This is a genomic window from Bradyrhizobium sp. 521_C7_N1_3 (assembly GCF_052075975.1).
In the GTDB taxonomy this organism is placed as follows: Bacteria; Pseudomonadota; Alphaproteobacteria; order Rhizobiales; family Xanthobacteraceae; genus Bradyrhizobium; species Bradyrhizobium japonicum.
In genome coordinates this window covers 8,779,721-8,801,637 of the sequence record NZ_CP197232.1, presented here as the reverse complement: position 1 = coordinate 8,801,637, position 21,917 = coordinate 8,779,721, and the positions used below count along the sequence as shown (strand labels likewise).

25 protein-coding genes are annotated in these 21,917 nt (G+C 61.4%); 10 read left to right on the top strand and 15 right to left on the bottom strand.

What is annotated here, in order from left to right; translation table 11 throughout:
* Nucleotides 1-162 precede the first annotated feature (162 nt).
* From AB7008_RS41610 to AB7008_RS41600, 3 genes are all read left to right on the top strand, one after another.
* Nucleotides 163-351 carry a hypothetical protein gene (locus AB7008_RS41610; protein WP_152620720.1) on the top strand — a complete coding sequence of 63 codons (189 nt, stop codon included), beginning with the start codon at nucleotides 163-165 and terminating at the stop codon, nucleotides 349-351.
* Between the two features lie 1,088 nt (nucleotides 352-1,439).
* Nucleotides 1,440-2,102: a hypothetical protein gene (locus AB7008_RS41605; RefSeq protein WP_441260710.1), complete on the top strand. Its 663-nt coding sequence runs from the start codon at nucleotides 1,440-1,442 to the stop codon at nucleotides 2,100-2,102.
* A 12-nt stretch (nucleotides 2,103-2,114) separates the two neighbouring features.
* Nucleotides 2,115-2,360 (top strand): hypothetical protein, encoded by a 246-nt coding sequence (locus AB7008_RS41600; RefSeq protein ID WP_441260709.1) that lies wholly within the window; start codon nucleotides 2,115-2,117, stop codon nucleotides 2,358-2,360.
* Nucleotides 2,361-2,768: 408 nt separating this feature from the next.
* On the opposite strand, the gene AB7008_RS41595 is transcribed toward AB7008_RS41600, so the two are convergent.
* From AB7008_RS41595 to AB7008_RS41570, 6 genes are all read right to left on the bottom strand, one after another.
* Entirely contained in the window at nucleotides 2,769-3,290 is a 522-nt protein-coding gene (locus AB7008_RS41595) for a hypothetical protein (RefSeq protein ID WP_441260708.1), read from the bottom strand.
* Between the two features lie 407 nt (nucleotides 3,291-3,697).
* Entirely contained in the window at nucleotides 3,698-4,810 is a 1,113-nt protein-coding gene (locus AB7008_RS41590; protein ID WP_441260707.1) for an SAVED domain-containing protein, read from the bottom strand.
* 6 nt (nucleotides 4,811-4,816) lie between these two features.
* Nucleotides 4,817-6,259 (bottom strand): SMODS domain-containing nucleotidyltransferase, encoded by a 1,443-nt coding sequence (locus AB7008_RS41585; RefSeq protein WP_441260706.1) that lies wholly within the window; start codon nucleotides 6,257-6,259, stop codon nucleotides 4,817-4,819.
* Nucleotides 6,260-6,466: 207 nt separating this feature from the next.
* Entirely contained in the window at nucleotides 6,467-7,132 is a 666-nt protein-coding gene (locus AB7008_RS41580; RefSeq protein ID WP_441260705.1) for an SOS response-associated peptidase, read from the bottom strand.
* Between the two features lie 11 nt (nucleotides 7,133-7,143).
* A complete protein-coding gene (locus AB7008_RS41575) occupies nucleotides 7,144-7,950 on the bottom strand; it encodes a hypothetical protein (protein ID WP_441260704.1) in 807 nt (268 codons plus the stop codon).
* Between the two features lie 36 nt (nucleotides 7,951-7,986).
* On the bottom strand, nucleotides 7,987-8,400 hold the full coding sequence (locus AB7008_RS41570; protein ID WP_441260703.1) for a hypothetical protein: 414 nt from the start codon (nucleotides 8,398-8,400) through the stop codon (nucleotides 7,987-7,989).
* 247 nt (nucleotides 8,401-8,647) lie between these two features.
* Here AB7008_RS41570 and AB7008_RS41565 point away from each other — a divergent pair, with 247 nt between their 5' ends.
* Together AB7008_RS41565 and AB7008_RS41560 are read left to right on the top strand one after the other, a co-directional pair.
* The gene (locus AB7008_RS41565) at nucleotides 8,648-8,842 is read left to right on the top strand and encodes a hypothetical protein (RefSeq protein WP_264621182.1); all 195 of its coding nucleotides are present in this window, start codon (nucleotides 8,648-8,650) and stop codon (nucleotides 8,840-8,842) included.
* Between the two features lie 772 nt (nucleotides 8,843-9,614).
* Complete coding sequence (locus tag AB7008_RS41560; protein ID WP_441260702.1) at nucleotides 9,615-9,815, top strand: hypothetical protein; 201 nt, start codon at nucleotides 9,615-9,617, stop codon at nucleotides 9,813-9,815.
* Between the two features lie 982 nt (nucleotides 9,816-10,797).
* On the opposite strand, the gene AB7008_RS41555 is transcribed toward AB7008_RS41560, so the two are convergent.
* Nucleotides 10,798-11,040, bottom strand: a complete 243-nt coding sequence (locus AB7008_RS41555; protein ID WP_441260701.1) for a hypothetical protein — start codon at nucleotides 11,038-11,040, stop codon at nucleotides 10,798-10,800.
* A 259-nt stretch (nucleotides 11,041-11,299) separates the two neighbouring features.
* Nucleotides 11,300-12,232, bottom strand: coding sequence for a DMT family transporter (locus AB7008_RS41550; RefSeq protein WP_441260700.1), 933 nt, complete (start codon nucleotides 12,230-12,232; stop codon nucleotides 11,300-11,302).
* A 364-nt stretch (nucleotides 12,233-12,596) separates the two neighbouring features.
* On the opposite strand from AB7008_RS41550, the gene AB7008_RS41545 reads away from it, so the two are divergent.
* Nucleotides 12,597-13,889: an adenylosuccinate synthase gene (locus tag AB7008_RS41545; RefSeq protein WP_441260699.1), complete on the top strand. Its 1,293-nt coding sequence runs from the start codon at nucleotides 12,597-12,599 to the stop codon at nucleotides 13,887-13,889.
* Between the two features lie 37 nt (nucleotides 13,890-13,926).
* On the top strand, nucleotides 13,927-15,552 hold the full coding sequence (locus AB7008_RS41540) for a hypothetical protein (protein ID WP_441260698.1): 1,626 nt from the start codon (nucleotides 13,927-13,929) through the stop codon (nucleotides 15,550-15,552).
* Nucleotides 15,553-15,633: 81 nt separating this feature from the next.
* On the opposite strand, the gene AB7008_RS41535 is transcribed toward AB7008_RS41540, so the two are convergent.
* The 3 genes from AB7008_RS41535 to AB7008_RS41525 form a co-directional block, all read right to left on the bottom strand.
* Nucleotides 15,634-15,900: a hypothetical protein gene (locus AB7008_RS41535; RefSeq protein ID WP_028161001.1), complete on the bottom strand. Its 267-nt coding sequence runs from the start codon at nucleotides 15,898-15,900 to the stop codon at nucleotides 15,634-15,636.
* A 256-nt stretch (nucleotides 15,901-16,156) separates the two neighbouring features.
* Complete coding sequence (locus AB7008_RS41530) at nucleotides 16,157-16,387, bottom strand: hypothetical protein (protein ID WP_014492498.1); 231 nt, start codon at nucleotides 16,385-16,387, stop codon at nucleotides 16,157-16,159.
* A 37-nt stretch (nucleotides 16,388-16,424) separates the two neighbouring features.
* The gene (locus AB7008_RS41525) at nucleotides 16,425-16,670 is read right to left on the bottom strand and encodes a cysteine rich repeat-containing protein (protein ID WP_028160999.1); all 246 of its coding nucleotides are present in this window, start codon (nucleotides 16,668-16,670) and stop codon (nucleotides 16,425-16,427) included.
* 149 nt (nucleotides 16,671-16,819) lie between these two features.
* Here AB7008_RS41525 and AB7008_RS41520 point away from each other — a divergent pair, with 149 nt between their 5' ends.
* Entirely contained in the window at nucleotides 16,820-17,245 is a 426-nt protein-coding gene (locus AB7008_RS41520; RefSeq protein ID WP_028160998.1) for a DUF5413 family protein, read from the top strand.
* A 61-nt stretch (nucleotides 17,246-17,306) separates the two neighbouring features.
* A complete protein-coding gene (locus tag AB7008_RS41515; protein WP_441260697.1) occupies nucleotides 17,307-17,849 on the top strand; it encodes a DUF4112 domain-containing protein in 543 nt (180 codons plus the stop codon).
* A gap of 114 nt (nucleotides 17,850-17,963) precedes the next feature.
* Here the strand turns inward: AB7008_RS41515 and AB7008_RS41510 are convergent, their stop codons facing one another.
* The 4 genes from AB7008_RS41510 to msrA form a co-directional block, all read right to left on the bottom strand.
* Nucleotides 17,964-18,257 carry a hypothetical protein gene (locus tag AB7008_RS41510; protein ID WP_014492502.1) on the bottom strand — a complete coding sequence of 98 codons (294 nt, stop codon included), beginning with the start codon at nucleotides 18,255-18,257 and terminating at the stop codon, nucleotides 17,964-17,966.
* Between the two features lie 214 nt (nucleotides 18,258-18,471).
* A complete protein-coding gene (locus AB7008_RS41505) occupies nucleotides 18,472-18,636 on the bottom strand; it encodes a DUF3309 family protein (protein WP_014492503.1) in 165 nt (54 codons plus the stop codon).
* 107 nt (nucleotides 18,637-18,743) lie between these two features.
* Entirely contained in the window at nucleotides 18,744-19,163 is a 420-nt protein-coding gene (msrB, locus tag AB7008_RS41500; RefSeq protein WP_028160996.1) for a peptide-methionine (R)-S-oxide reductase MsrB, read from the bottom strand.
* Nucleotides 19,164-19,207: 44 nt separating this feature from the next.
* A complete protein-coding gene (gene msrA / locus AB7008_RS41495) occupies nucleotides 19,208-19,912 on the bottom strand; it encodes a peptide-methionine (S)-S-oxide reductase MsrA (protein WP_038932389.1) in 705 nt (234 codons plus the stop codon).
* Between the two features lie 246 nt (nucleotides 19,913-20,158).
* On the opposite strand from msrA, the gene AB7008_RS41490 reads away from it, so the two are divergent.
* Complete coding sequence (locus tag AB7008_RS41490) at nucleotides 20,159-21,844, top strand: caspase family protein (protein WP_441260696.1); 1,686 nt, start codon at nucleotides 20,159-20,161, stop codon at nucleotides 21,842-21,844.
* The last annotated feature ends 73 nt before the right edge of the window (nucleotides 21,845-21,917 follow it).

The window sequence follows — 21,917 nt, the reverse complement described above, 5'->3', positions numbered from 1 at the left end:
GTCATTGCCGAACGGTGGCAAGGCCGCTTGGCGGCGGCGAACGCTCTCGGCTTTACCGTGTCGCTCTCGCCGTCGCCCGCGCCGATGCGTGGTACAGTCACCCCACTTGACTTAACCCAAGTTATTGGAGATGCGCTCCCACGCAAGCAGACTGGGGCGGCCATGAATGAGCTTCTAAGCCGCGCCATGCGCGCTATCGCTGACAGCCAATCCCTCCAAGACGAGCGCCAGCTGCTGACTGGCGAACAACGGCTCAATCGATCGGAACTCCGGCGCGCTGTTTTTGAAAGCGCAATGGCGCGCGTCGAGATCAGGGCTCGTCGAGATGACGCGGCGGCCAAGATGAGTTAGATCGGCTTCAAAGCGACAGCAGTAATCGCGCCCAGCTTGAAGCGAGAGCAGTCAGCCAGCCAGTGACGTCAGGCTGCTCGCAGATAGTTCCTGCCAGGATCGAAACAAAGCGCTCGCTATTGGGCATATAAAGGCGCACTGTCTCACTACCACCGAGCGGCCCTCAGCATCTATCGGTGGCGTGAACGCAAAATGCGCTCCCGCTCAACCCCAAGCGGAGCGTCAAACATGCCGGCCCAACGGTCCCCAGGACAATCCTTGCCATTCGAATACTGCCTCGCGCAGGAGGCGATCAACCTCCGTCTACAGGCGAAGGGGATGCCCGCTGGTGTCCGCCGCACGGAGCTTCTGCGAAAAGCTCGGCAGATCGATGTTGCCGGAGAGATCAACAAGTGGTTGACCTCGCCGGGACTACAGCCGCCAACTTGAATTTGGACCTCGTTCCGGTCCGACGTGATGAACTTCAGCACGCCACGTGGAGACCAACCTTTATCGGGATTTTACTCTCACCCTCCCAGGCTGGTAAGCCGCCGCCTGCGCTTTATTTAAGCGGGCGGCGTTTTTGCGTGAGATGGGAAGCCGTTGCACGCGGCGTCCAGCTGCTGATCTCGATTCCTTTTGGCTTTCTAGGAACGCCGCTGGGAGAATAGCTTTAAGCATAATCACCTTTTCGGATCCCCAGGCTACTATCGGTGACTGAGAGCTGGTTCCTCCCGCCTGCAAGCCGTGGGATGCACATGTGCAAAAAGTGCGACCAGATAAACAACGAGATTGAACAGTTCCGCAGGTTGATAGCACCGGGAATGGACGCGCTTAGCTTGTCGATGATCCGATGCGCAATCGAATTGCTAGAAGATGATAAGGCCGCCTTTAAGTGCCGCGGAGCGCGCGCAACTAGGTGCGCCCTCCGTTCGCAATCTTAGTCGATGTCGCCTCTTGGCCCATCCCGGACGTTCGCAGCGTTTCGTCGGCGGTCTGCCTCCGGCTGAACAGCGGACATTGCGGTTGTTGTATTTTGTTGGAAAACGTCCCGTGCAACCCGGCCCTTCCTTCGCGTAACGTGATCGCGAAAGGACAGGCAACAACAAATGGGCATTTTCAAACCTACTCCCGAGAAGACCATCCAGCGCGATATCGACGCCGCAACGGCCAACCGTGACCGGCTCTCGGCAAAGCTGGCTGAATGCGAACAAGCAATGGCGCAACATGCGACCGCGGCCAAGGAAAGCGCTCTGAGCGGCGACGATGCGGGTCTTGATGCTGCAGAGGCTTCGCTCCGCACCTCTCAGGATCGCGCCGCTACCCTCAAGACCGCATTGGCCGAGATGATCCAGCGGTTGGCCGATCTTGAACGCGCCAAGGAGGAGGCCGCCGACAAGAAGATGCGTGCGGAAACCGCAGCGGAAATCGATCGCCTGATCGGCAAGCTGACGGAGGTCGGTGCGGAGTTCAACCAGACCGCGGTTCGACTGTCCGAGCACACCGCGCGCGCCGTCCCGCTCGTCTATGATGCCCTTGGCCTCGACCGTTTCATGGCAACTTGTCGCGCGGAGGTGCCGGCCGCTCTGGAGTTGGTTGCCAAGCTGCTTCGTGCTCACGCAGACGCTGTGATCGCCGGCACGGCGCCTGCGACACTGCCCCGCGGCGATGATCAGCACGTGGCAGCGCCGGCTCAGGCTCCCACGGAGCCTCATTTCAACTACCGCCCCATGAAGCCCAAACCCAGCTTCAACGGCTTCGCTCGCACCTAGAAGGAGGATGATTTGAAATTCTGTCCGCCTGGCGCAGAACCTTTCCGCACGTTGCAGAGAATCGACGGTTGGTTCGGCAGCCCCGAAGAGGTGCCCGAGGGCGTCGCTCGACTGATCGTGGGCAAGTTGCCCTCTGCCGGTCAGCGCAGCGTCGCTGAGGCTACGCGGGCGCGGATGATCGCGCGTCAGTTGAAGTACGAGTTGTCGCAGAAAGTCATTCTCGCGCGGCGTGATCGGTTTGGGCTCGAAACGCGGTAATCAAACACAAGTGGTCGCGCTGATGTCGCAGCCGCGTCACGTTCTGCGCCAGATCGCGTGCGGTAATCGGCGAAATCGTCGATCGGATGGCACGGCGGACGTAACCGGCCTGATGATCTCGAAGGGCCCCGACGTGAGACATCGTCGGGGCCCTTATTCCTAGCGGACATGTTGAAGTCCAGATGTCGGCTCTTGGACGCAAAGCTCTATGCTCGATCCGAGCCTTACCGGTTATGACCCGGCTCGGACATGGCTAACTTGCGAAGCGTTCGCGACGGTCGGAATCTAAACCGGCCTATCGAAACGGCGGCCTGTACGCTGACACCCGATTCGGTTGATGTGTTGGCTTGAGGAGGCTTTGTTGCGCCTCACGGCGAAATCAAAGCTCAAGGGTAACATCTCGCGGGACTACGAGCCTAAGACTAGGTGAAACCAGACCATACCCTTCGCAAGTAAGAACAACACTGCCCCGATCCCGAGCAGCATGCCGGAAAAAGGTACCCGCTCGAGAAGCCAGCTTCCGAATGTGCCCCACGCGATCAGCGTGAAGATGACTGAATAGACGCCATACGCAAGCACACAAAGCGGGCCGATGACGCGCATGCTGATCAGTATGAGCCATAAGAGATTGCTCGATGACACCTGCTGATCAATTCGCGGATCGGCGTAGACCCAATATAGCAGTGCGATGAGCAAGGGCGTGATAATAAACACGTAAAGAAGGCCCGGCAGCAAAAGTGGATAGTCCTCTCTACCTCCCAAGAATTCCCGCATGATCCAGGCTAACCTGTTCGAAGAGGTCTTTGCAAAATCCCGCAAAGATGCCGTCGCCCTTTGTAAATTTCGCTCACCATAGAGGTCAGTCGTCACGAAGAAGAACGCGATCACCTCTAGGCTTATAGATATGATCTCGATGCGCTCTCTTGTCACCCTGTATATCTCCTTCATCGAGTTCAGTAATTTCCGAGTGACACCTGCTCTCGCAAGAGCTTCGCGCAAGTCGCAAACTCGAAAAGTGTGAAGCGAGAACTGCCTTAGCCTCACGCTTGAGGTCTCGAAATTCAAGTGCTCTCTTGGCCTGCGCCGACGAGAATAAGCGAGGAAGTTAAGCTGCCCAAACCAATGTCGCCTGCTTTCTCCTAGCTGAACTGTGCATCGGCTATCGCTCAGACCGCTATCAGAGCTGAACCAGAAGTGACGCGCCTCGACCCTGGAGGCTGTTTACTCACGATTTGATGCGCATCCTGCTGGATGAATTGCGCACTCGATCAACCCGATACACAGCGGCCGATAGCTGAGATCAAGGTCATCCAAAAAGAGCCAGGGCGGCCTATCAGTTAGTGCCCGATCCTGAGACGGGGAACAAAACCTTGGCCCCGCACTTCGTCGAAAATGGTGAGCGGCAAGTCAGCCTTGGGCATCCAAACGCGACCGACCTCCACTGCAGCAGAGACCGCGATAGCGGGAAAAATGTTGATTACTGCGGTCGTGCCATGAGCGGCTTTTATCGCTTGATAGATTTGTCGCAGAACGCCGCGGAATTGTGCCAGGTCTTCGGGATAGCGCATGATATCGTTCCCTGGAGCATCGGTGTGGATGCTCCAAATTGACGCATCTTCGCCAAGAACTGACGTAATGCGGTCGTCGGTGATCGTGGCGCTGAGACCGAGCTTTAGAGCGACCGGACCCAGCTTTCTTGTTGGCGTGGTCGTTTCATAGCAAATGCGTGAGCCGGTCTTGGCCCAAGGCCAGCCTGCCGGCTCGCGATGCAGCTGATATACATCGGCCGGCGTTATATCGCCCAGTAGGCGACCAAGTTCGATCAGCAGGGGAATAGGGGCCAGTGCAAAGACGGAAAGGTGATTGATTTCACCGGAATCGATGCGCGACTTTACTAGCGTTGCGAACTGCTGGCGCAGGTTTTCTGGTTCAAGTTTCCAGAATAGATCGGCCGCGTCAGTTTGTACGCTCCCTTTTACCTCTATAGCGATTGACTGGCCGCCAGCAGGGTACCGGTCAGGAAAGGTTGCGATGCGAACCTTCGGGAACGACACGGGCGAGGAGTGATTTCCGATGTTCGCGGCGTAACGAAGGACATATGTTGCTCTATCTTCGGTGATCCCGGTGGCAATTTTTACGCGCTCTTCGTGCGCTGCCTTCATGTCGAGAAGAAGCTGCTCGGGATAGCTGTCTTCTTCATCATCAATAGTCTTGTGATGCTTGTAACACATCATCATTAGATTGCTTGGATCATCCGCGAGTTCGGGCGAGCGAACAGGATCGCCGCGAGGGCCGCCCGGCGTTTCCGCAATGATGTGCGCGATCAAGCCATAATTTCTATTCTCCTTGCCCGCAACGAAGTCATCGAGAAGGTACTCGTTACAGCCGGGAAAATTACAGCGGCCCCCTGAGCGGGTCCAAACGATGATACGAGTTGGATAGGAAACCATTGGCCATTACTCTATGACGACGAAAAAACGGTCGCTACGGCCGACACAAGCGCCCGTGCGTTTGCGAATGAGAAATGCCTCAACCCAGTGGATACCGCGATACTCAGTGCGTTCCCACCTAACACTGCGCGGCTTCGATGGATAGAACCCGCCGCGCAGTGCCTTGGCATGGCCAGCGGAGCGATCCGTATTCACCACCTGCCACTGGACATCGAGGTCTTTGCCAGTGAAAGCAACGCCGGTCCCTGCTACTGCCTCAAAACGTATATGACGATCCGCAGGAAGAACTTGTCCTGAGGCCACGCTTCCGGTTTCCGATCCATTTTCCTGCAGGTGAACCGTCGCCTTGATTGAAATGGGAATGCCTTGCTTGCTCACTACGAACGGCGGTGGTTGTACCCACGGCAAATCGCGCCGAACCAAGCTGAGGACGCTCAGGCCCACTAACTTGATCGCCTGTACGGTGTCCGTGAACCTCTGCACATTGAAGTTGCGGATAGGAACAAGCGAGCCGCCGACTTCCTCCGTCAGAATGTCCGCGCCTCTCGCGAACTCGTCTCCGAATATCCAGCGCCACTTTTTGACGCTCTGCTTTTCGTCGGTCTCGACGTAGGCCTCATCAGTCCATTGTCGGTACTTATGGATCATCGCCCGAAAATTTTCGTACTTGTCTTGGTCCCAATGCCGGTTGAAATCCTCGATCTGCAAAACGGGGTTGGTTACCTTGTGCAGGTTGGGTCGGTCTTGCAGATATTGGTCGAGACGCGAAATCAGGGTGCGAAACGCAGTCGGAAAATCCGGGAAGTACGAGGGCCGAAAGTGGGTATCCGCCTCGCTGATTTGGCTGGCTACTAGCGTGTTCAACAGGACAGACTTGCATGAGAAAGTGGTTTTGGTATCGCGAAGATACTTTATGAGGCGCATGGCGTGGATGAGGTGATCGCTGCCGACCAAGTTATTGGCGTGTAGAAACCATTCTGTATATCGCTCCGAATCTGTGGGTTCGAAGCGCTCATCCGTTCGATTACAAACTTCATACGGATAAATCCGTCCGGGTCGTTCCACGACACACGGAACAACATCGAGTTCGAAATCACCTGCGTAATTCAGGGTGACGCACCGGTTTTTGAGCCCGACTATATCCTTGTAGGTCTTGGACTCTAAAAAAAGGCCACGCAGCCCAAGAATGTAATCGTTGGCCGTCCAGCCCGGGACAGGATCAACGAACATGAGCAAGTCCGCGTCAAAGCCATTTTCGCCTGGTGGTTTGATAATTGTCTTGTGCGCCCATGATCCTTGCGAGCTAAAACGCTTGATGATTTGGCCCCAGTCGCTGCGCCAGAGAAAGTTTTCAATCGTCTCGACGCGATCACTAAGGGTTCTGATCCGAGTGTTGTTGAGATTGACCTCCCTCTCTAGGAAGGTGTTGAACTCGGCAAGGTGCTTCATCTCGAAATTCCACAAAAACCGGTTCGCGCGAAAATGGTCGAAGGACCAAAATGCAATGCTACAGTGAGTCGGCCATGTGAACGAACCCTATGCATGCGCCATATACACAGGGTCTCAGCAGCCGGACCCTCCGATTAGCGCGGCCCCGCGTTTTGCCCGTGTCGAACCGCCTTGGCCGGGCTTTGCATCTCAAATCGTGGCCGAACGTCACGCCGCGCTTGCGACATCTTCCTTATCCGCCCCACGCATGACGATCCTGAGCGCATCGTCCGGCAATGGCCGTTGCAGCGCCTTGGCCTCGTCCCATGGCGCTCGCATCCAAACGTCGCGCTCTTCGTCGGTGAGCAGGATCACCGGCATCGCCTGGGGATGGATCGGCTCGACCAGCGCGTTGGGCGATGTCGTGAGAAACCCGTAGACTTGATGCGGCCCCGGCACCGGCTTCGACTTCGTGCCGCGATCCCCGTTGAAGTTTGTCCAGATGCCAGCAAAGGCGAATAGTGGGCGATCCTCATTGAGCGCGAACCACACCACATCCTTCTTCTTGGTCTCCGGGTTCGGCTCCGGCGCGTACTCAGCGAAGCTATTCGCGGGGACCAAGCAGCGGTTCTCGGGCTTGAGCCAGCCCCGCCAGTGCGGTGATGACGTGTTGCGGATGTTGGTGACCGGCGGGCCGCCCGTGCGCGGTGGCGGCGGCATGCCCCAGCGCATCATCGTCAGTTCGGTGCCGCTCTCCGTGTTGCGGATGACGGGCGCAGAATAGTCGGGAAAGACACCCGGCATCGGCGCGAGGTTGCCGACGTAGCGGTTGACGACCCGAAACAGGTTGATGATCGCGGCTTGGTTCGTCGTGATGCTGTAAAGGTTGCACATTGCGTTTAATTTCAAAGTCGCCGTTCAAGAAGCACATTCGGTATGTCGTAGCCGATGCCTCCTTGAGGTGTCACGCCGAGCCGCAATTTCTCGGGCTCAATCAGTTTGTCTAGGGCTTTGAATTTGAGGTCCAGCGGGCTGTACTTCGCACCGGCGGAGCGTTGAGCCACGTACGCAACTAGATCGGCCACCTGAAGCAGCACGGGCTTACCTGATGGTTGATACGACACTTCGATCTTCTGAGGCTCTTTCCCAGCCCCGTGATCGATGAAGCCACTGAGCATCTGGCTAAACTTACGTCGCCCTCCAGCAAATTCGATAACCGAACTATCCGGGTCTGGCCAGAACGTGACAGCCTTCAGTCCGGGCCATTTTGAAATCGGGATCATCGTTCCTTGCGCGCAAAAGCTCGCAATTTGCTTGTCGCGGAAGGGCCAGCCTGATGACCAATTCATCGGCCCCACAAAATTCTTGTCAGTTGTCTCCCATTGTCCACCGGGAATTTCGTCGGGGAGTTCGGCTTTGTTGGCGATGGTCACAATCGTCCGGGTAAGGCTCGGCTTAACAAGTGCCATGAGGTCCGAATAGAGATCAAAAACGTCGCCAACTGCCAGCTTCGACCATACAGTTTTTCTTCGCGCATCTCCACTGAACAGAACGCGACAATGAAGGTTGTCGGCAGCTGACGCGCCATAATCACTCTTAAGTTTTGCGATCTTCGCTTCTACGGCTTCGCGGCTTGCGGTCGGCAAAAGCAGCGTGCCATAGGCCACAAAATTGGCCCCGGCACTTTCGTCTCCATATGCGTCAAAGGACATGGGGTTCGTTACGGTTCATCGGCGTGCTGGTTACTTTCACCGTTCCCCCGGCCACCACGTTGACGGCGGATCGCTCGCCGAAATCTTCGTCGCTCGCAGCGCCACAAGATGGCTGCGCTTGTACGGATAGCCACGCACCTGCGAGCAGTCCTTGCACCGCATGTAGCGCTCCAACTCGTGGATCGGCGTCGCCTTCGGTCGCCGCACGATGTCGAGAGGGACGGCCTGATTGGTATCGCAGCCGAGGCACCGGACTTCGAGATAGCGGTAACCGGCATTGAGCGCATCACCGAGCGTGGGCGACGGTTGCGCTGGCCCCTGGAAACCGAGCATGCGCGCGTTCCACGCCTGACAGGCAAGCCGGTCGGCTGCCTTGCGAGCCTCCGCTGCTTGCTCTGCCGCCGCTCGAACCGACGCGCCGTAAATGGTCTCGCGTGACTTGGTGCCCATGACGAGAGGATCGCCGGGCCGCGCGAGACAGGCAAGCCGCTACAGCTTGCGGTGGATAACTTGCCGGGCACAACGGGCGCAACGACCCGCGCGTGACCATTAGCCCCCCCTGAGGCTGCACTGCCCGCGCCGCGATTTGCCCACGCGCGCGTTCGTCGATGACGAACACTGTGTTCGTCGCTAGCGCATTGATCTACATGGCTGACGGTGTAGATGGTCAACCTGATGCTAACACCGGACTGCAGCCATGAGCGACCAGACCTACCACGTCATGATGGCAGTACTCTTTGTCCTCGTGAGCGGCGGCTATTTCTTGGAAGCCATGCGCCAGTTCGACCTCGATGCCTACGGCGCGAGCGACTTCCGCTATGCGCAGGTGCTCGCTGAAAAGCTCATAGGCTGGGCCATCATCACAGCGTTCTTCGCGTGGCTATGGCTCTGATTGCGCAGCCCTACCGGTAGGCCCAAAAGTGCGGCAGGCCAACACCCGCTCCCAAGGACGCCCGCGAGCCACACCACGATGGCGATGATGCACAACAATCCGACAATGCGGGCATCACGCAAGCGGTGTATAGTCGCGCTCGCGCAAGCGGGTGGGGTTGTGCCATGCAGGATCGTTTGTTTACCGCTCTGATCGTGCTGTTTGGCATCGGCTCGACGGTGCTCGCGGCAATCGTGGTGTTCTCTCTCTGAACGCTTTAGGTGATCGTCGCGCGTCAGCGCATACACGGCCACGATGCGCGATCTATCGGGGCCCCTGGGGAATTTTGTACCGATCCGCAACGCAAGTCGGAAAGCGTCCGGGTGAAATACGTTGGGGCTGTGCCGTTGCGCGGTCCCCCCATCCGCCTATGCCCTTCGAAGGACCCCAGCCCCAAAAATCTCAGGAGATGTCTCTGGCGGCGGGCATCACGTCATCACCGCGATGCGATGTCAGCGTTTGAGGCAGAAGCAGACACGCGCTGATCAACCCGGCGTTTCGCATTTTGACCCGAAGCGGGACCGGCACGGCGCTCTCAACATGTGCTGGTATCACGGTTTGTTCCTATCCAACCGCTGGCACTGGCCTGTTTCCGAGCGCAGTGGCCTAGTTTGAAATTCACACTGGCTTGATTTGAAAAGTTCACTTTGGAACTGAAGTTGGCCCGTCTGCATATTAGGATGGCTGGGAACTCAAACCCTGCGGTTAGGACCCGTAAAGACGAGGTTGTGTCATGAGACAGCGCCGTCGTTTCACGCAAACCGTGTCGCTAGAAGAACGCCTTGCCCAAGAAGCGAAACGCCTCCGCGAACAAGCCAAAGCCCTCCCTCACGGTTCTCAACGAGAGGACCTCCTCCGCAAGGCCAGACAGGCTGAGACTGGCTCGCGCATCAGCGATTGGCTGAGGTCGCCCGGGCTTCACCCGCCAGAATAAACTCCCGGAATATGCCGGTGGATAGCAACCTTTGGCCCCACCGCCGGTCTTATCTGAATGGAGCCCGCCACCAAGCCAGAGCTAGAAGCCAGGCTCGTCCGATATCGCGAGCTGGCGCACCAGTATTTCGACCCCGTGTCGGTTGAAAACATGCGCGTTGCGACAGCGGAACTAGAGCAGCAAATTCGAGATTTCAAAGCAAAGGAATAAGGCCGCCTCAATTGGCGGCCTCTTTCATTTAGGCCTTCCCAGCCTAGGCGCTGGCCTGTTTCCGGCCCCGATGCCTAGTTTGAAAAGTGCGGTGGCCTGTTTTGTTCTGGGTCAACCATACGGTGTATTCACAGGCGGAACACGCCGTTATATATTACCGAAATATCCCGGTTTTGGCACAATCTGCATAGACGCCAATTCTAACCGGACGCATTATTACCCCTCTAGGTTGTGGAGGGTGGACCATGATCGAGCGGCTTATCCAGGCGGGCATTGTCGCGGTAGGCGCCATCAACACCGGCCTAATCGTCTGGCTGATCCTGTTGATTTGAGGCCGCCTCAGTTAGCGCCTCTTTCATTTTACAAGCGCCGACTTCCGCCCTCGTCGGACATTCGATTTGGCCTTCATAATGTCGGCCTTGTACCCCCATTAATTCACATGCGCCGGAGGACCCCGGCCCCGATTGGGTCCAGAGAGGCCCCAATCGCAATGGGGACTGTCACGGAGCATGTTGCCGCAACTTTATCTCGAAAGAAAAGGCCGCCTGCGTTGCCACAAGCGGCCCAAGTCTAGGGAGGAAACGCCAAAGGAGGGCAGCGATAGCGAGGTGGCTACCGCATGCCCTTAGCTAAGACGATCGCGATCAGCGGCTCAATTAACGTAAGGGATGACGGGTCTATACGAACGTTTATGGCGCTCGCCCCTTGAAGCCGAGCACCTCCGCACTAGTCCCGCACGTCGATCATCCACATGGTCAATATCACGGTGTGCCTATTGTCGGTTCGTTGTGACCCTGCCGACGTTGCGACCGCCCGCATCATAGATCGTCGTCGTGTTGCCGGTCGTCGTCTCCCGGCTGATGACCCGGCCACTTCTGTCGTAGTTGATGACCGTGCCGTGGCTGTCGATCGCCGACCGAACGGCGACCCTGCCGGAAGCGTCGTAGATCGTGCGCTGTTGCGCCTGCGCTGTGCCGATCATCGCGAGCGTCAGCAGCAGGGTCGTCCTCGTCATGGGGGGCGTCATCCCGTGATCGTATCAGATGCGCGCGGCGTCGTCGGTAGACCCGCAGGGACGCCCCGCGGTGCGCGTCTGTAGCGTCGTCGCATTCGGGGTATAGTCAGCGCGTGTGCGCATCAGCGCGCGTCCCTGCGAAGCCCTCGCGCAGGGAACCCTGCGAAGGGGACACTATTGGGACACTACTTTTGGTTTCTCTTGCCCGATCAACAGGTTAGATAGAGCCTCATTCTCTCACAAGGGGAGAAGGAAGAAGCTACGTCGCCTGCTTCCTTGACGCCACGAACACGCCGGCCAGCACGAGCGCGAAGCCGATGAAGTGGAACGCCTGCGGGAGTTCGCCCAGAAACGCCATCGCCATGATCGAGCCGAACACCGGCACGACATGGAAGAACGGCGCGGCGCGGTTGGCGCCGATCAGGCGCACGCCGCGATTGAAGCAGAGATAGGCGAGCGTCGACGGGAACACAGCGACATAGAACAGCGTCAGCAGGTTCGGCCCGTCGAGCTTCATCACAGGACGCGCGGACAATTCCCAGATCTCGAGCGGAATCAGGCAGGCGGCGCCGGCGCCGAAGGTGAAGGCGAGGAACGACAGGCCGTGCATCGGCGGCCGCTTCAGGGTCAGCACCGAATACAGCGCGAAGATGATCAGCGCGACGATGAAGATGAGGTCGCCCTTGTTGAACGCGATGTTCGACAACGTGGTGAAATCGCCATGCAGCAGGATCGTCAGCACGCCGCACATCGACAGGAGCACGCCGAACGCCTGCGCCGCGGTGAGGCGGACGCCGAGGATGGCCAGCGACCACAGCGCCACGACCAGCGGGGCGGCCGACTGCAGCAGCAGCGTGTTGAGCGCCTGGGTATGTTCCAGCGCCCAATATTGCAGCGTGTTGAACGCGCCGATGCCGGTGATCGACAGCACGATCATCAGGCCGAGCCTGCTGCGGATCGCGGGCCAGTCCTGGGCGAGATGTTTCCAGGCGAACGGCAGCACCAGCAGGAAGGCGAAGGTCCAGCGCAGGAACGACAGCGTCACCGGTGGGATGTGGCCGGCGGCCAGCCGTCCGACGATGGCGTTGCCGGCCCAGCACATCGCGGTGATGCTGAGGAGCAAATAAGGCTGGTTGGCGATCCAGCTGTGACTGGATGATTCGGAGCCCGTGGTCTGGCCGGTGGCGGACATTGTGATTGTTATGGCCCCGTCATGCGCCGGAGCCCCGGCCCGGCGAGGTCGGGCCGGCAGATAGCCCGGCGGCTCCCCAAAGACACGGAAATCGAGCCTGCATCAACGGGGGGCGGACGCATCGCGACCATGCAGCGGCAGGCAAGCGCCTCACTCTTTGGTGGAAGGCTGCCGAACCATCAGGAACGTTTCTGGATTTTCCGGGGATATCAAAGGCTTAAATAGCGTCTTGAGCCCCGAAAAAGCCCCGTTCTTGCTTGCCTAGAGAGGCTGCTTCCTTTATCCGGTTGGCTGCCTCGCGTGCGAACGGCTCCGGCCGTCAGCTGGGCTGGCGCATCTAAAATCTTCAGAGGATTACCCGCGAATGGCCAACGTTGTCGTCGTCGGAGCCCAGTGGGGCGACGAAGGGAAGGGCAAGATCGTCGACTGGTTGTCGGAGCAGGCTGACATCGTCGTCCGCTTCCAGGGCGGTCATAACGCCGGCCACACGCTGGTCATCAACGGCAAGACCTACAAGCTCGCGCTGCTGCCCTCCGGTGTGCTCCGCGACCAGAAGCTGTCGGTGATCGGCAACGGCGTGGTGTTCGATCCGCAGGCCTTCCTCGACGAGGTCACCAAGCTGCGCTCGCAGGGCGTCGCGGTCTCCCCGGGCAATCTGCGTGTCGCCGAGAACGTCACCCTGATCCTGCCGCTGCACCGCGAGCTCGACGCGCACCGCGAATCCGCCAATGCGGCAACCGCGATCGGCACCACCCGCCGCGGCATTGGACCTGCCTATGAAGACAAGGTCGGCCGCCGCGCCATCCGCCTGATGGACCTCGCCGATCTCGACACCCTCCCGCACAAGATCGACCGGCTGCTGGCGCATCACAATGCGCTGCGCCGCGGCCTCAACCTGCCGGAGTTCGACGGCAAGGTGATCCTGAAGGAATTGACCGCGCTGGCGCCTGAGTTGCTGCCTTATGCCGAGACGGTGTGGCGGCTGCTCGACATCAAGCGGCGCGAAGGCAAGCGCATGCTGTTCGAGGGTGCGCAGGGCGCGCTGCTCGACGTCGACCACGGCACCTATCCCTACGTCACCTCGTCCAACACGGTGGCGGCGCAGGCCGCGACCGGCTCGGGCCTCGGCCCCGGTGCGGTCGGCTATGTGCTCGGCCTGTGCAAGGCCTATACGACCCGCGTCGGCCAGGGCCCGTTCCCGACCGAGCAGGACAACGAGACCGGCCGCAAGATCGGCGAGCGCGGCCGCGAGTTCGGCACCAACACCGGCCGTCCGCGCCGCTGCGGCTGGTTCGACGCCGTGCTGGTCCGCCAGGCGGTCCGGACCTGCGGCATCAACGGCCTGGCGCTGACCAAGCTCGACATCCTCGACGGCTTCGACACGATCGAGGTCTGCACCGGCTACAAGCTGGACGGCAAGGAGATCGACCACTTCCCGGCCGGCGAGGGCGCCCAGGCCCGGGTCGAGCCGATCTACGAGACCATCGAGGGCTGGAAGGAGCCGACCGCCAATGCCCGCTCCTGGGCGGACCTGCCGGCCCAGGCCATCAAATATGTCCGCCGGATCGAGGAATTGGTGGGGTGCCCGGTCGCACTGCTTTCCACCAGCCCGGAACGCGAGGATACTATCCTGGTACAAAATCCGTTTGAGGCTTAACGATCTCTTACCGGGACGTGCGTATAGTTGAGTTGAAATGGCTGATTACTATCCGCTGATCGCCCGCGCTATTGCCGCCCTGGACCCCAACGCTCCCGGCGAAAGCCGTCGCGCGCTCTATGAGCGCGCGCGCACGGCCCTGATCGCGCAGCTCCGCAGCGTGCAGCCGCCGCTCTCCGAATCCGAGATCACCCGCGAACGGCTGTCGCTGGAAGAGGCCGTCCGCAAGGTCGAATCGGAGGCCGCCCAGCGCGCCCGGGAGGCTTCGCGCCCCGGTGCCGGTGCCGGCGCCCGCAGCGGCGGCAGCGGTGACGCCTTCCGCCGGGCCAGCACCCGCGCCGCCGAAGGCAACCCGCCGCCGTCTCAGCCGGCCGCTCCGCGTACCCGTCCAGCTCCACCGCCGCCGCGTGCCGACCGCCCGTCCTTCAATGTCGATGACCAGGGCGACGCCCCGCGCGCGCCGCGGGCCCCGCGTTTCGACGCGCCGCGCCAGCCGGGTCCCCCGGCCGCGCCGCCGATGCCGGAGCCGCCGGCTGCCCCGCCGGCCGGACGTGACCGCCCGCCCGGGCGCCGTCCGCCCGACATCGGGCCGCCAGCGCCTCAACCGCCGGCACCGGGCGTCCGCGGTTTTCGCGACATCACCGCCGACGTGAACGATCTCGGCGGCGCTGCCGCGCAGGCCAACCGCGCCGCGCGTCGCACCTATGCCAATGTGCCCTCGCCCTCGCCGGAGTTCGACCGGCTAGAGCCGAGCCTGGAAAATCGCGCCGGCGAGCAGGACGCGCCCTATTCCTACGACGAGTCGATCGAGGAGGCCGAGCGCTACACGCCGCAGCCGCCATCGTCGCGTCCGCGCGTCGCGCCCGAGCGCGAAGCCAAGAAGCGCGCCCGCACCGGCTCCGCCTTCCCGTTCAAGAGCGCGATCGCCGTCGGTATCGTGCTGATCCTGGTCGGCGCCGGCATCCTCTGGGGCAAGCCCCTGATCCAGACCGTGAGCGGCCTGTTCAAGTCCTCGCCGACCCAGGTGGTGGAGGCGCCGAAGGATCCGGCCCAGCCGCAGAGCAAGCCCAAGATTCCGGATCGCGTCGGCCAGCCTTCGGCCAGCGACCAGCCGGTCGCGCCGGTGGCGCAGAAGGTCGTGCTCTATGACGAGGATCCGTCCGACCCGAAGGGCAAGCAATATGTCGGCTCGGTGGTGTGGCGGCTCGAGCCGATCAAGGCCTCGGGCAACCAGAAGGCCGACGTCGCCGTGCGCGCCGACATCGAGATCCCCGACCGCAAGTTCAAGATGACGATGTCGTTCCGCCGCAACACCGACTCGTCGCTGCCGGCGAGCCACACCGCGGAATTGACCTTCATCCTGCCGCCGGATTTTCCGGGCGGCGGCGTCGCCAACGTGCCGGGCATCCTGATGAAGTCGAACGAGCAGGCGCGCGGCACGCCGCTCGCGGGTCTCGCGGTCAAGGTCACCGACGGCTTCTTCCTGGTCGGCCTGTCCAATGTCGACGCCGACCGCGCCCGCAACGTCCAGCTCCTGAAGGAGCGCTCATGGTTCGACGTGCCGCTGGTCTACGCCAACCAGCGCCGCGCCATCATCGCCATCGAGAAGGGCGCCCCCGGCGAGCGCGCCTTCAACGAGGCGTTCGCGCAGTGGGGCGACTAGGGCCGGCGCGTGACCGATGTTCGCCTCTCTCGACGAGAGGTGAATCGAACTCTCAGACGCTCCGATCGGGATTGAACCGGCCTATTGCGCCGCGGCTTCCCGCTTGCGCGCGGCCGCGTGCTCGCGGTCCATCACGGCGCGGCAGCCGGGGCTGACCTGCGCCTTGTTCCGCACCATGCAGGCCCTGATCCTGGAGATGTCGGGAATCTCACTGGAGCACAGCCGCATCGCATCGCCCGTGCACATCTGCTGTGCTTCGGACGAGAAGGCCAGGCCGGGCGATGTCTGGAGTACGATGGCGGTGGTCGCGAAAGCGAAGAGCGAAACGATGGTCGTGTAGCGTGTCATGACGAATGCGTCCCCGAGTTCCGTGGTTTGAACCACTTGGTTTTGGGGCGCCGCACGCGGCTTGATCTGCCGCATGTCACAGCCTTCACGCCGGGAACTTTGGTCCCGCATGTGGTCGCTCGATCTCTCGTGGTGTTCGAATCGAAAAGTGCTGCGCCGCCCGATTCGAGTATGCGCGATTGTCACGCGGCTGCAATGGTCCGCTCGAATGAATTCGCAGTTGTTGCGTGTCCGTCACGCAGCATGCGGCGCGAGATCAGATCAACCGATCGGACGACGCGCTCGCTTCTTCCGCATCGCTCGCGCCTGATGCTGCGGGGTGTTCCTCGACGGCAGTGACGCCTTTCGCTGTGAGCTCGAACAGATCGCCGTCCTTCATCACGTAGCCGTCGGCGATCAGCTCGCCGATCTTGCCGTGCCGGTCGTCGGCAAAGGCGACCGACTGGCTGATGTCCCGCAGGATCGAGAGCTGTTCGTCGCGCAACATGGCTTCACTCTCCGTGCGCCGGGGATCGCTCCCGGCCTTACATGCCGTGGCTCTGAAACACCTTGCTGCAGGACTTCGACAGCTTGGCCCGGTTGGCCTGCAGGCACGCCTGCACAGCGCCGTCATTGCCGAGGTCCTTGCGGCAGAACCGCGAGGCGTCACGCGAGCAGGCGTTCTGCTCCTGCGGCGTACCCATGTGGCCTTGCGCGAGAGCAGGTGTGAGCGACATGCCGCTCAGGGCTGTCAGGGTGAGCGTCGCCATAAGGACGGATTTCCGGGACATCGACAAACTCCAATCTGACTGCTGGTATGAATTTCAGTCCTGTCTGAACTCGTCGCCTTGCCGCTTGTTCCCGTCAGGACGGGCCGGTGCCCCGCTATTCAAGGTTCCCGCGTCGCTGCTATAACAGCGGCGAAGGATGAGGATGCTTGATGAAACGCTATCTGGTGTTTGCGCTGGTCGGTCCGTTCGTCGGCGGGTTCCTGCTGCTGCTGACGACGACCTATCAGTCCGGCTATTGGGCCCAGACCAACCTCAGCGAGGTCGGCAAGCTGTTCGCGGTGTTCTTCAAATCGCTGCAATACAGCTATCTGTTCGGCTTCCTGCCCTCGCTGATGATCGGTGCGGTCGACGACATCCTGATCCATGTCCGCCGGATCGGCCCGGTGCTGCGGATGATCCTGGTCGGCCTGTTCGCCTTCGTGCTGGCGTCGCTGACCTACAGCTCGCGCGGGCCGGATTCGGGCGCGCTGCAATTCATCCTCTACGGCCTCGTTGGATTCGTGCCGGCGGTACTTTCATCCTGGCTCGTGCATAGATATGTCGAGGAGCCGCAGCCGGCTGCGGCTCAGACCTGAACGCGCGACGTTCGGGCGCGGCGCGGCAACTTCCGCCATACCGGCGCGTTCTCCAAAGGCCATGGCCATGCCCGATGACGATATTCTTGCCCCGCATCGACCCCGTTCCGGGGCCCGCCCGCGCGGGCCGTTTTCGGGCACCGAAGCGCGCGGGCCGATCATCGACCAGGACGGCCACGAGATCCGTCCCGAAGCACTGGAGCAGGGGTTTCGCGAGTTTCGCTTCGAGTTCGGCCAGGGAAGCCCGTTCGGCAATCTGACGCGTGAGCAGCGGGTGGCGCGGATCGAGGCGATCGCAAAGCTGCTCGATGTCGCCTTCATCCTGCCCGGCACGAATATCCGCTATGGCATCGACGGCTTGATCGGGTTGATCCCGGTCGTCGGCGACATCATCACCACCGCGATCTCGCTGTGGCTGGTGCGCGAGGCCCGCGCGCTGGGGGCGCCGTGGTATCTCACCGCGCGCATGCTCGGCAATGTCGCGGTCGACGGCGTGGTCGGCATGGTGCCGTTCGCGGGCGATGCCTTCGACGTCATGTTCCGCGCCAACATGCGCAACGTCCGCCTGCTTCGCCGCTGGCTCGACAAGCAGCCGCGGATTTAGCGTGGCACTTCTCGCCTCTCCCCGCTTGCGGGAAGAGAGAGAAGACAGAGCCTCCAAACGCAAAAAGCGCGACGGCCTTTCGGCCATCGCGCTTTCAACGCATATCGGGAAAACTTACGCCGCGTCGGCGTCGGTCTCGGCGGCCGGCGCCGGCCGGGGACGGCGGGGCAGCGGGAAGGCTTCGCTCTCGTAGAGCGAGCGGATGCCGTTCTGGTCGAAGCGCGCTTCCTCGACCTGGAGATAGGCGCCGTTCAGCGAATCCGTCGGCAACTGCTCCATCGCGAACTGCACGGCTTCGGCCGCGGTGCCGAACCGGCGATAGGTGAAGCCCGCGCGCTTCTTCTTGCGGATCGCGGCGGGGAAGAGCTCGGCGGAGGTGTTGAAGTTGAACGGACGCAGTGGACGCATGGTCAAAGACCTCGTGATCTTGTCTGGGGCTTTAAGCGCGTGGGGTTTTGAAAGGCAGGGGCCACCATCGAGTGGGCCCGCCGCACATGTCATTTTCGCTCTCTAATATAGGCTGTTTTGACAGAAATGCGACCCCCGCGATGGGAGATGATGAATCCGCGCATGGCAGCTCCGCGAGCGCTGTAAGCTCAGTAATTTCAATGCGTTATATGGTTTACAGTTTGCCAAGCAGCAGCAGCACGACCAGGACCACCAGCACGACGCCGCCGATCCCCATGCCGGAATGGCCCATGCCATAGCCGTAACCACCGAACCGGCCGGACATGCCGCCCAGCAGATAGATGATCACCAGGATGATCAGGATGGTCCCAAGCGTCATGGCATCCTCCCTGGCGGCTGCCGGATTGCGCGCATCGGCCGCACCGCCAGAAGAGAAAAGCACATCGCGCCGCTGGGTTCCATGACGGAACCGGGCGGCGCGCAATGTTATTTGGGCTCGAGCTTCAGCGCGGCCGAGTTGATGCAGTAGCGCAGGCCGGTCGGGCCGGGGCCGTCGGGGAAGACGTGGCCGAGATGGCCGCTGCACTTGGAGCACAGCACCTCGGTGCGGATCATGCCGTGGCTGCCATCGTGCTCCTCGTCGATATGGCTCTCGACCGCGGGCTGGGTGAAGCTCGGCCAGCCGCAGCCGGAATCGAACTTGGCATCGGACTCGAACAGCACATTGCCGCAGCCGGCGCAGACATAGGTGCCGGCGCGGTGGTCGTGCTCATATTCGCCGGAGAAGGGACGCTCGGTCGCCTTCTCGCGCAGCACCGCATACTGCATCGGCGACAATTCGCGCCGCCACTGCTCTTCGCTCTTGATGACCTTGTCGTCGGTGGTTTTCGTCTTGGTGTCGGGCATGGGTCTCCCGTTTGTTTGGTGAACTTGTTTCGGTGATCTTGCGATCAGTTGGTGGCCTTGCTGGCGCTCACCAGCGTCGGCTTTTCGATGTAGTTATCCGCGAACAGCTTTTTCAGGTTCTCGACCTTCGGAATGTCGTTGTAGGCGATGTAGGGCTGGTTCGGGTGCAGCGTCAGGTAGTCCTGGTGATAGGCCTCCGCCGGGTAGAACGCTTCCAGCGCGCCGACCTTGGTCACGATCGGCTTGCTGAATACCTTGGCGCCGTTGAGCTGGGCGATATAGGCCTCCGCCACCTTCTTCTGCTCGTCGGAGGTGGTGAAGATTGCCGAGCGATATTGCGTGCCGGTGTCGGGGCCCTGGCGGTTGAGCTGGGTCGGGTCGTGCGCCACCGAGAAGTAGATCTGGAGGATCTTGCCGTAGGAGATCTTCTTCGGGTCGAACTTGATCTCGACCGACTCGGCATGGCCGGTCCGGCCGCTCGAGACCGTCTGGTAATCGGCCGTCGCCTTGGTGCCGCCAGCATAGCCGGAGACTGCGTTGACGACGCCGGCGGTGTGCTGGAAGACGCCCTGGACGCCCCAGAAGCAGCCGCCGGCGATGACGGCGGTCTGGATCCCGGTTGCGGGCGCCGCATCCACGGTGGGCGCGGGGATCACGACCGCATCCTCTGCGGCCCTGGACGGCACGGCGAAGGCCAGCGTCAGTGCGGTGGTGGCGGCGAGCAGCGAGGCGAGGGCGGTGCGGCGCATGGCGATCCTCTTCGGAAAGGTCTGACAGTGTAGGGCGGCCGGGGACGGGCGAACAGCCTGTTTGGCCGCGTTTTCGGACATCTGAGATACGGGCGCAGACGGTGATTGTTACGGGGAAACGGACACGAGTCTGTGAAAAATAGCCTCAGACGGCGCGGCTTGGCGAGGCCGGGAACTCCGGGCTAGATGAACGCGCGCGATCGGCGCTCGATTCAAATATGTGGTGGCTGGAGCTGACCTGACAACATGCTGCGCGTCATTCCCCTGACCCTGGCCATCCTGATCTCAAATGCCGCGATCGCCGCGGCCAAGCCGCAAGCCGGCGACGACCTTGCCACCTGTCGCGACCGCCAGGCGGAGGCCCAGGCCCGCGCGACGGCCTGTGACAATTTGTTGAAGGCCGATAAGCTCGGCGGCAAGGACAAGTCGCTCGCGCTCGTCGTGCGTGGCAATGCGCTGATCAACAAGCGCGACTATGACCGCGCCATCGAGGCGCTGTCGTCCGCGATCGATCTCGATCCGGACAATGTCGGAGCCATCAACCTGCGCGGGCTTTCCCACGAGCGCAAGGGCGAGGACGATCTCGCCATGGCCGACTACAATCTCGCCATCCAGAAGCGCGCGAATTTCGGCTATGCCTACAACAATCGCGGCACCATCCATCTGCGCCGGGGCGCGCTGCAAAGCGCGCTCGACGACTTCAACCTGTCGATCAAATACACGCCCGCGTTCCTGCTCGGCTGGACCAATCGTGCCCGCATGCGCACGTTGAACAAGGATTTCGACGGCGCGATTGCCGACTTCGCGGCAGCCGAGAAGATCGACCCGGCCGCGCCGCAGATCGCCGGCAACCGCTGCATCACCTACGGCATGATGGGCAAGTACGACCAGGCTTTCGCCGACTGCGACGGCCTGATCCAGAAGCAGCCCAGGAATACATTCGCGATCAACAATCGCGCCGAGGTCAACGTGATGAAGGGCGACCTCGACGCCGCGCTGAAGGACTACAACACGGTCATCCAGCTCAATCCGAACAGTGTGCGCGCCCATTCCGGCCGCGGCCAGATCTACGAGCGCAGGAAAGATCTCGCCCAGGCCCGTGCCGACTACCGCGCGGCGGCCTATTCGCTGACGAGGTTCGACGAGCCCGACGTCGCGCGCGCCCGCGCCATCGCGCAGGAGCGCCTGGCCGCACTGACCCCGCAGGCGCCGGCCGGGTCCACCGGACGCCGCGTGGCGCTCGTGATCGGCAACGGCGCCTACAAGAACGTCCACGCCTTGCCCAATCCGCCGCGCGACGCGAAAGTGATTGCAAACGTGTTGCGCGATGTCGGTTTCCAGACCGTGATCTCCGTCAGCGACCTCTCCCGCGACAAGTTCTTCGAAGCGCTGCAGACGTTTGCCACTGAAGCGGAGAATGCGGATTGGGCGGTGGTCTATTACGCCGGCCACGGTTTCGAGATCGGCGGCGTCAACTATCTCGTCCCCGTGGACGCCAAGCTTGCCGCCGACAGGGACGCCGAGACCCAGGCGGTTGCGCTGGAGCAGGTGATCGCCGCGGTGGGCGCCGCGAGAAAAGTGCGTCTGGTGATGCTGGATGCCTGCCGCGACAATCCCTTTGCGCCGACCATGCAGCGCACGCTGTCGCTCAAGCTGGTGGACAAGGGCTTTTCCAACATCGAGCCCGGCGCCGGCTTCATGGTGGTCTACGCCGCCAAGCATGGCGAGACCGCGCTGGACGGCGACGGCGGCGCCGACAGCCCCTTCGCCACCGCGCTCGCCCGCGAGATCAAGGTGCCGAAGGTCGAGATCCGGAAACTGTTCGACATCGTCCGCGATGACGTCTGGTCCGCCACCAAGCACGAGCAGCAGCCGTTTTCATACGGCTCGCCGCCGGGACGCGAGGATTTCTATTTCGTGGCGGGGAAGTGACGAATTGGGGGGCGAAGCAACTCAATTCGTCATTCCGGGGCGATGCGAAGCATCGAACCCGGAATCTCGAGAT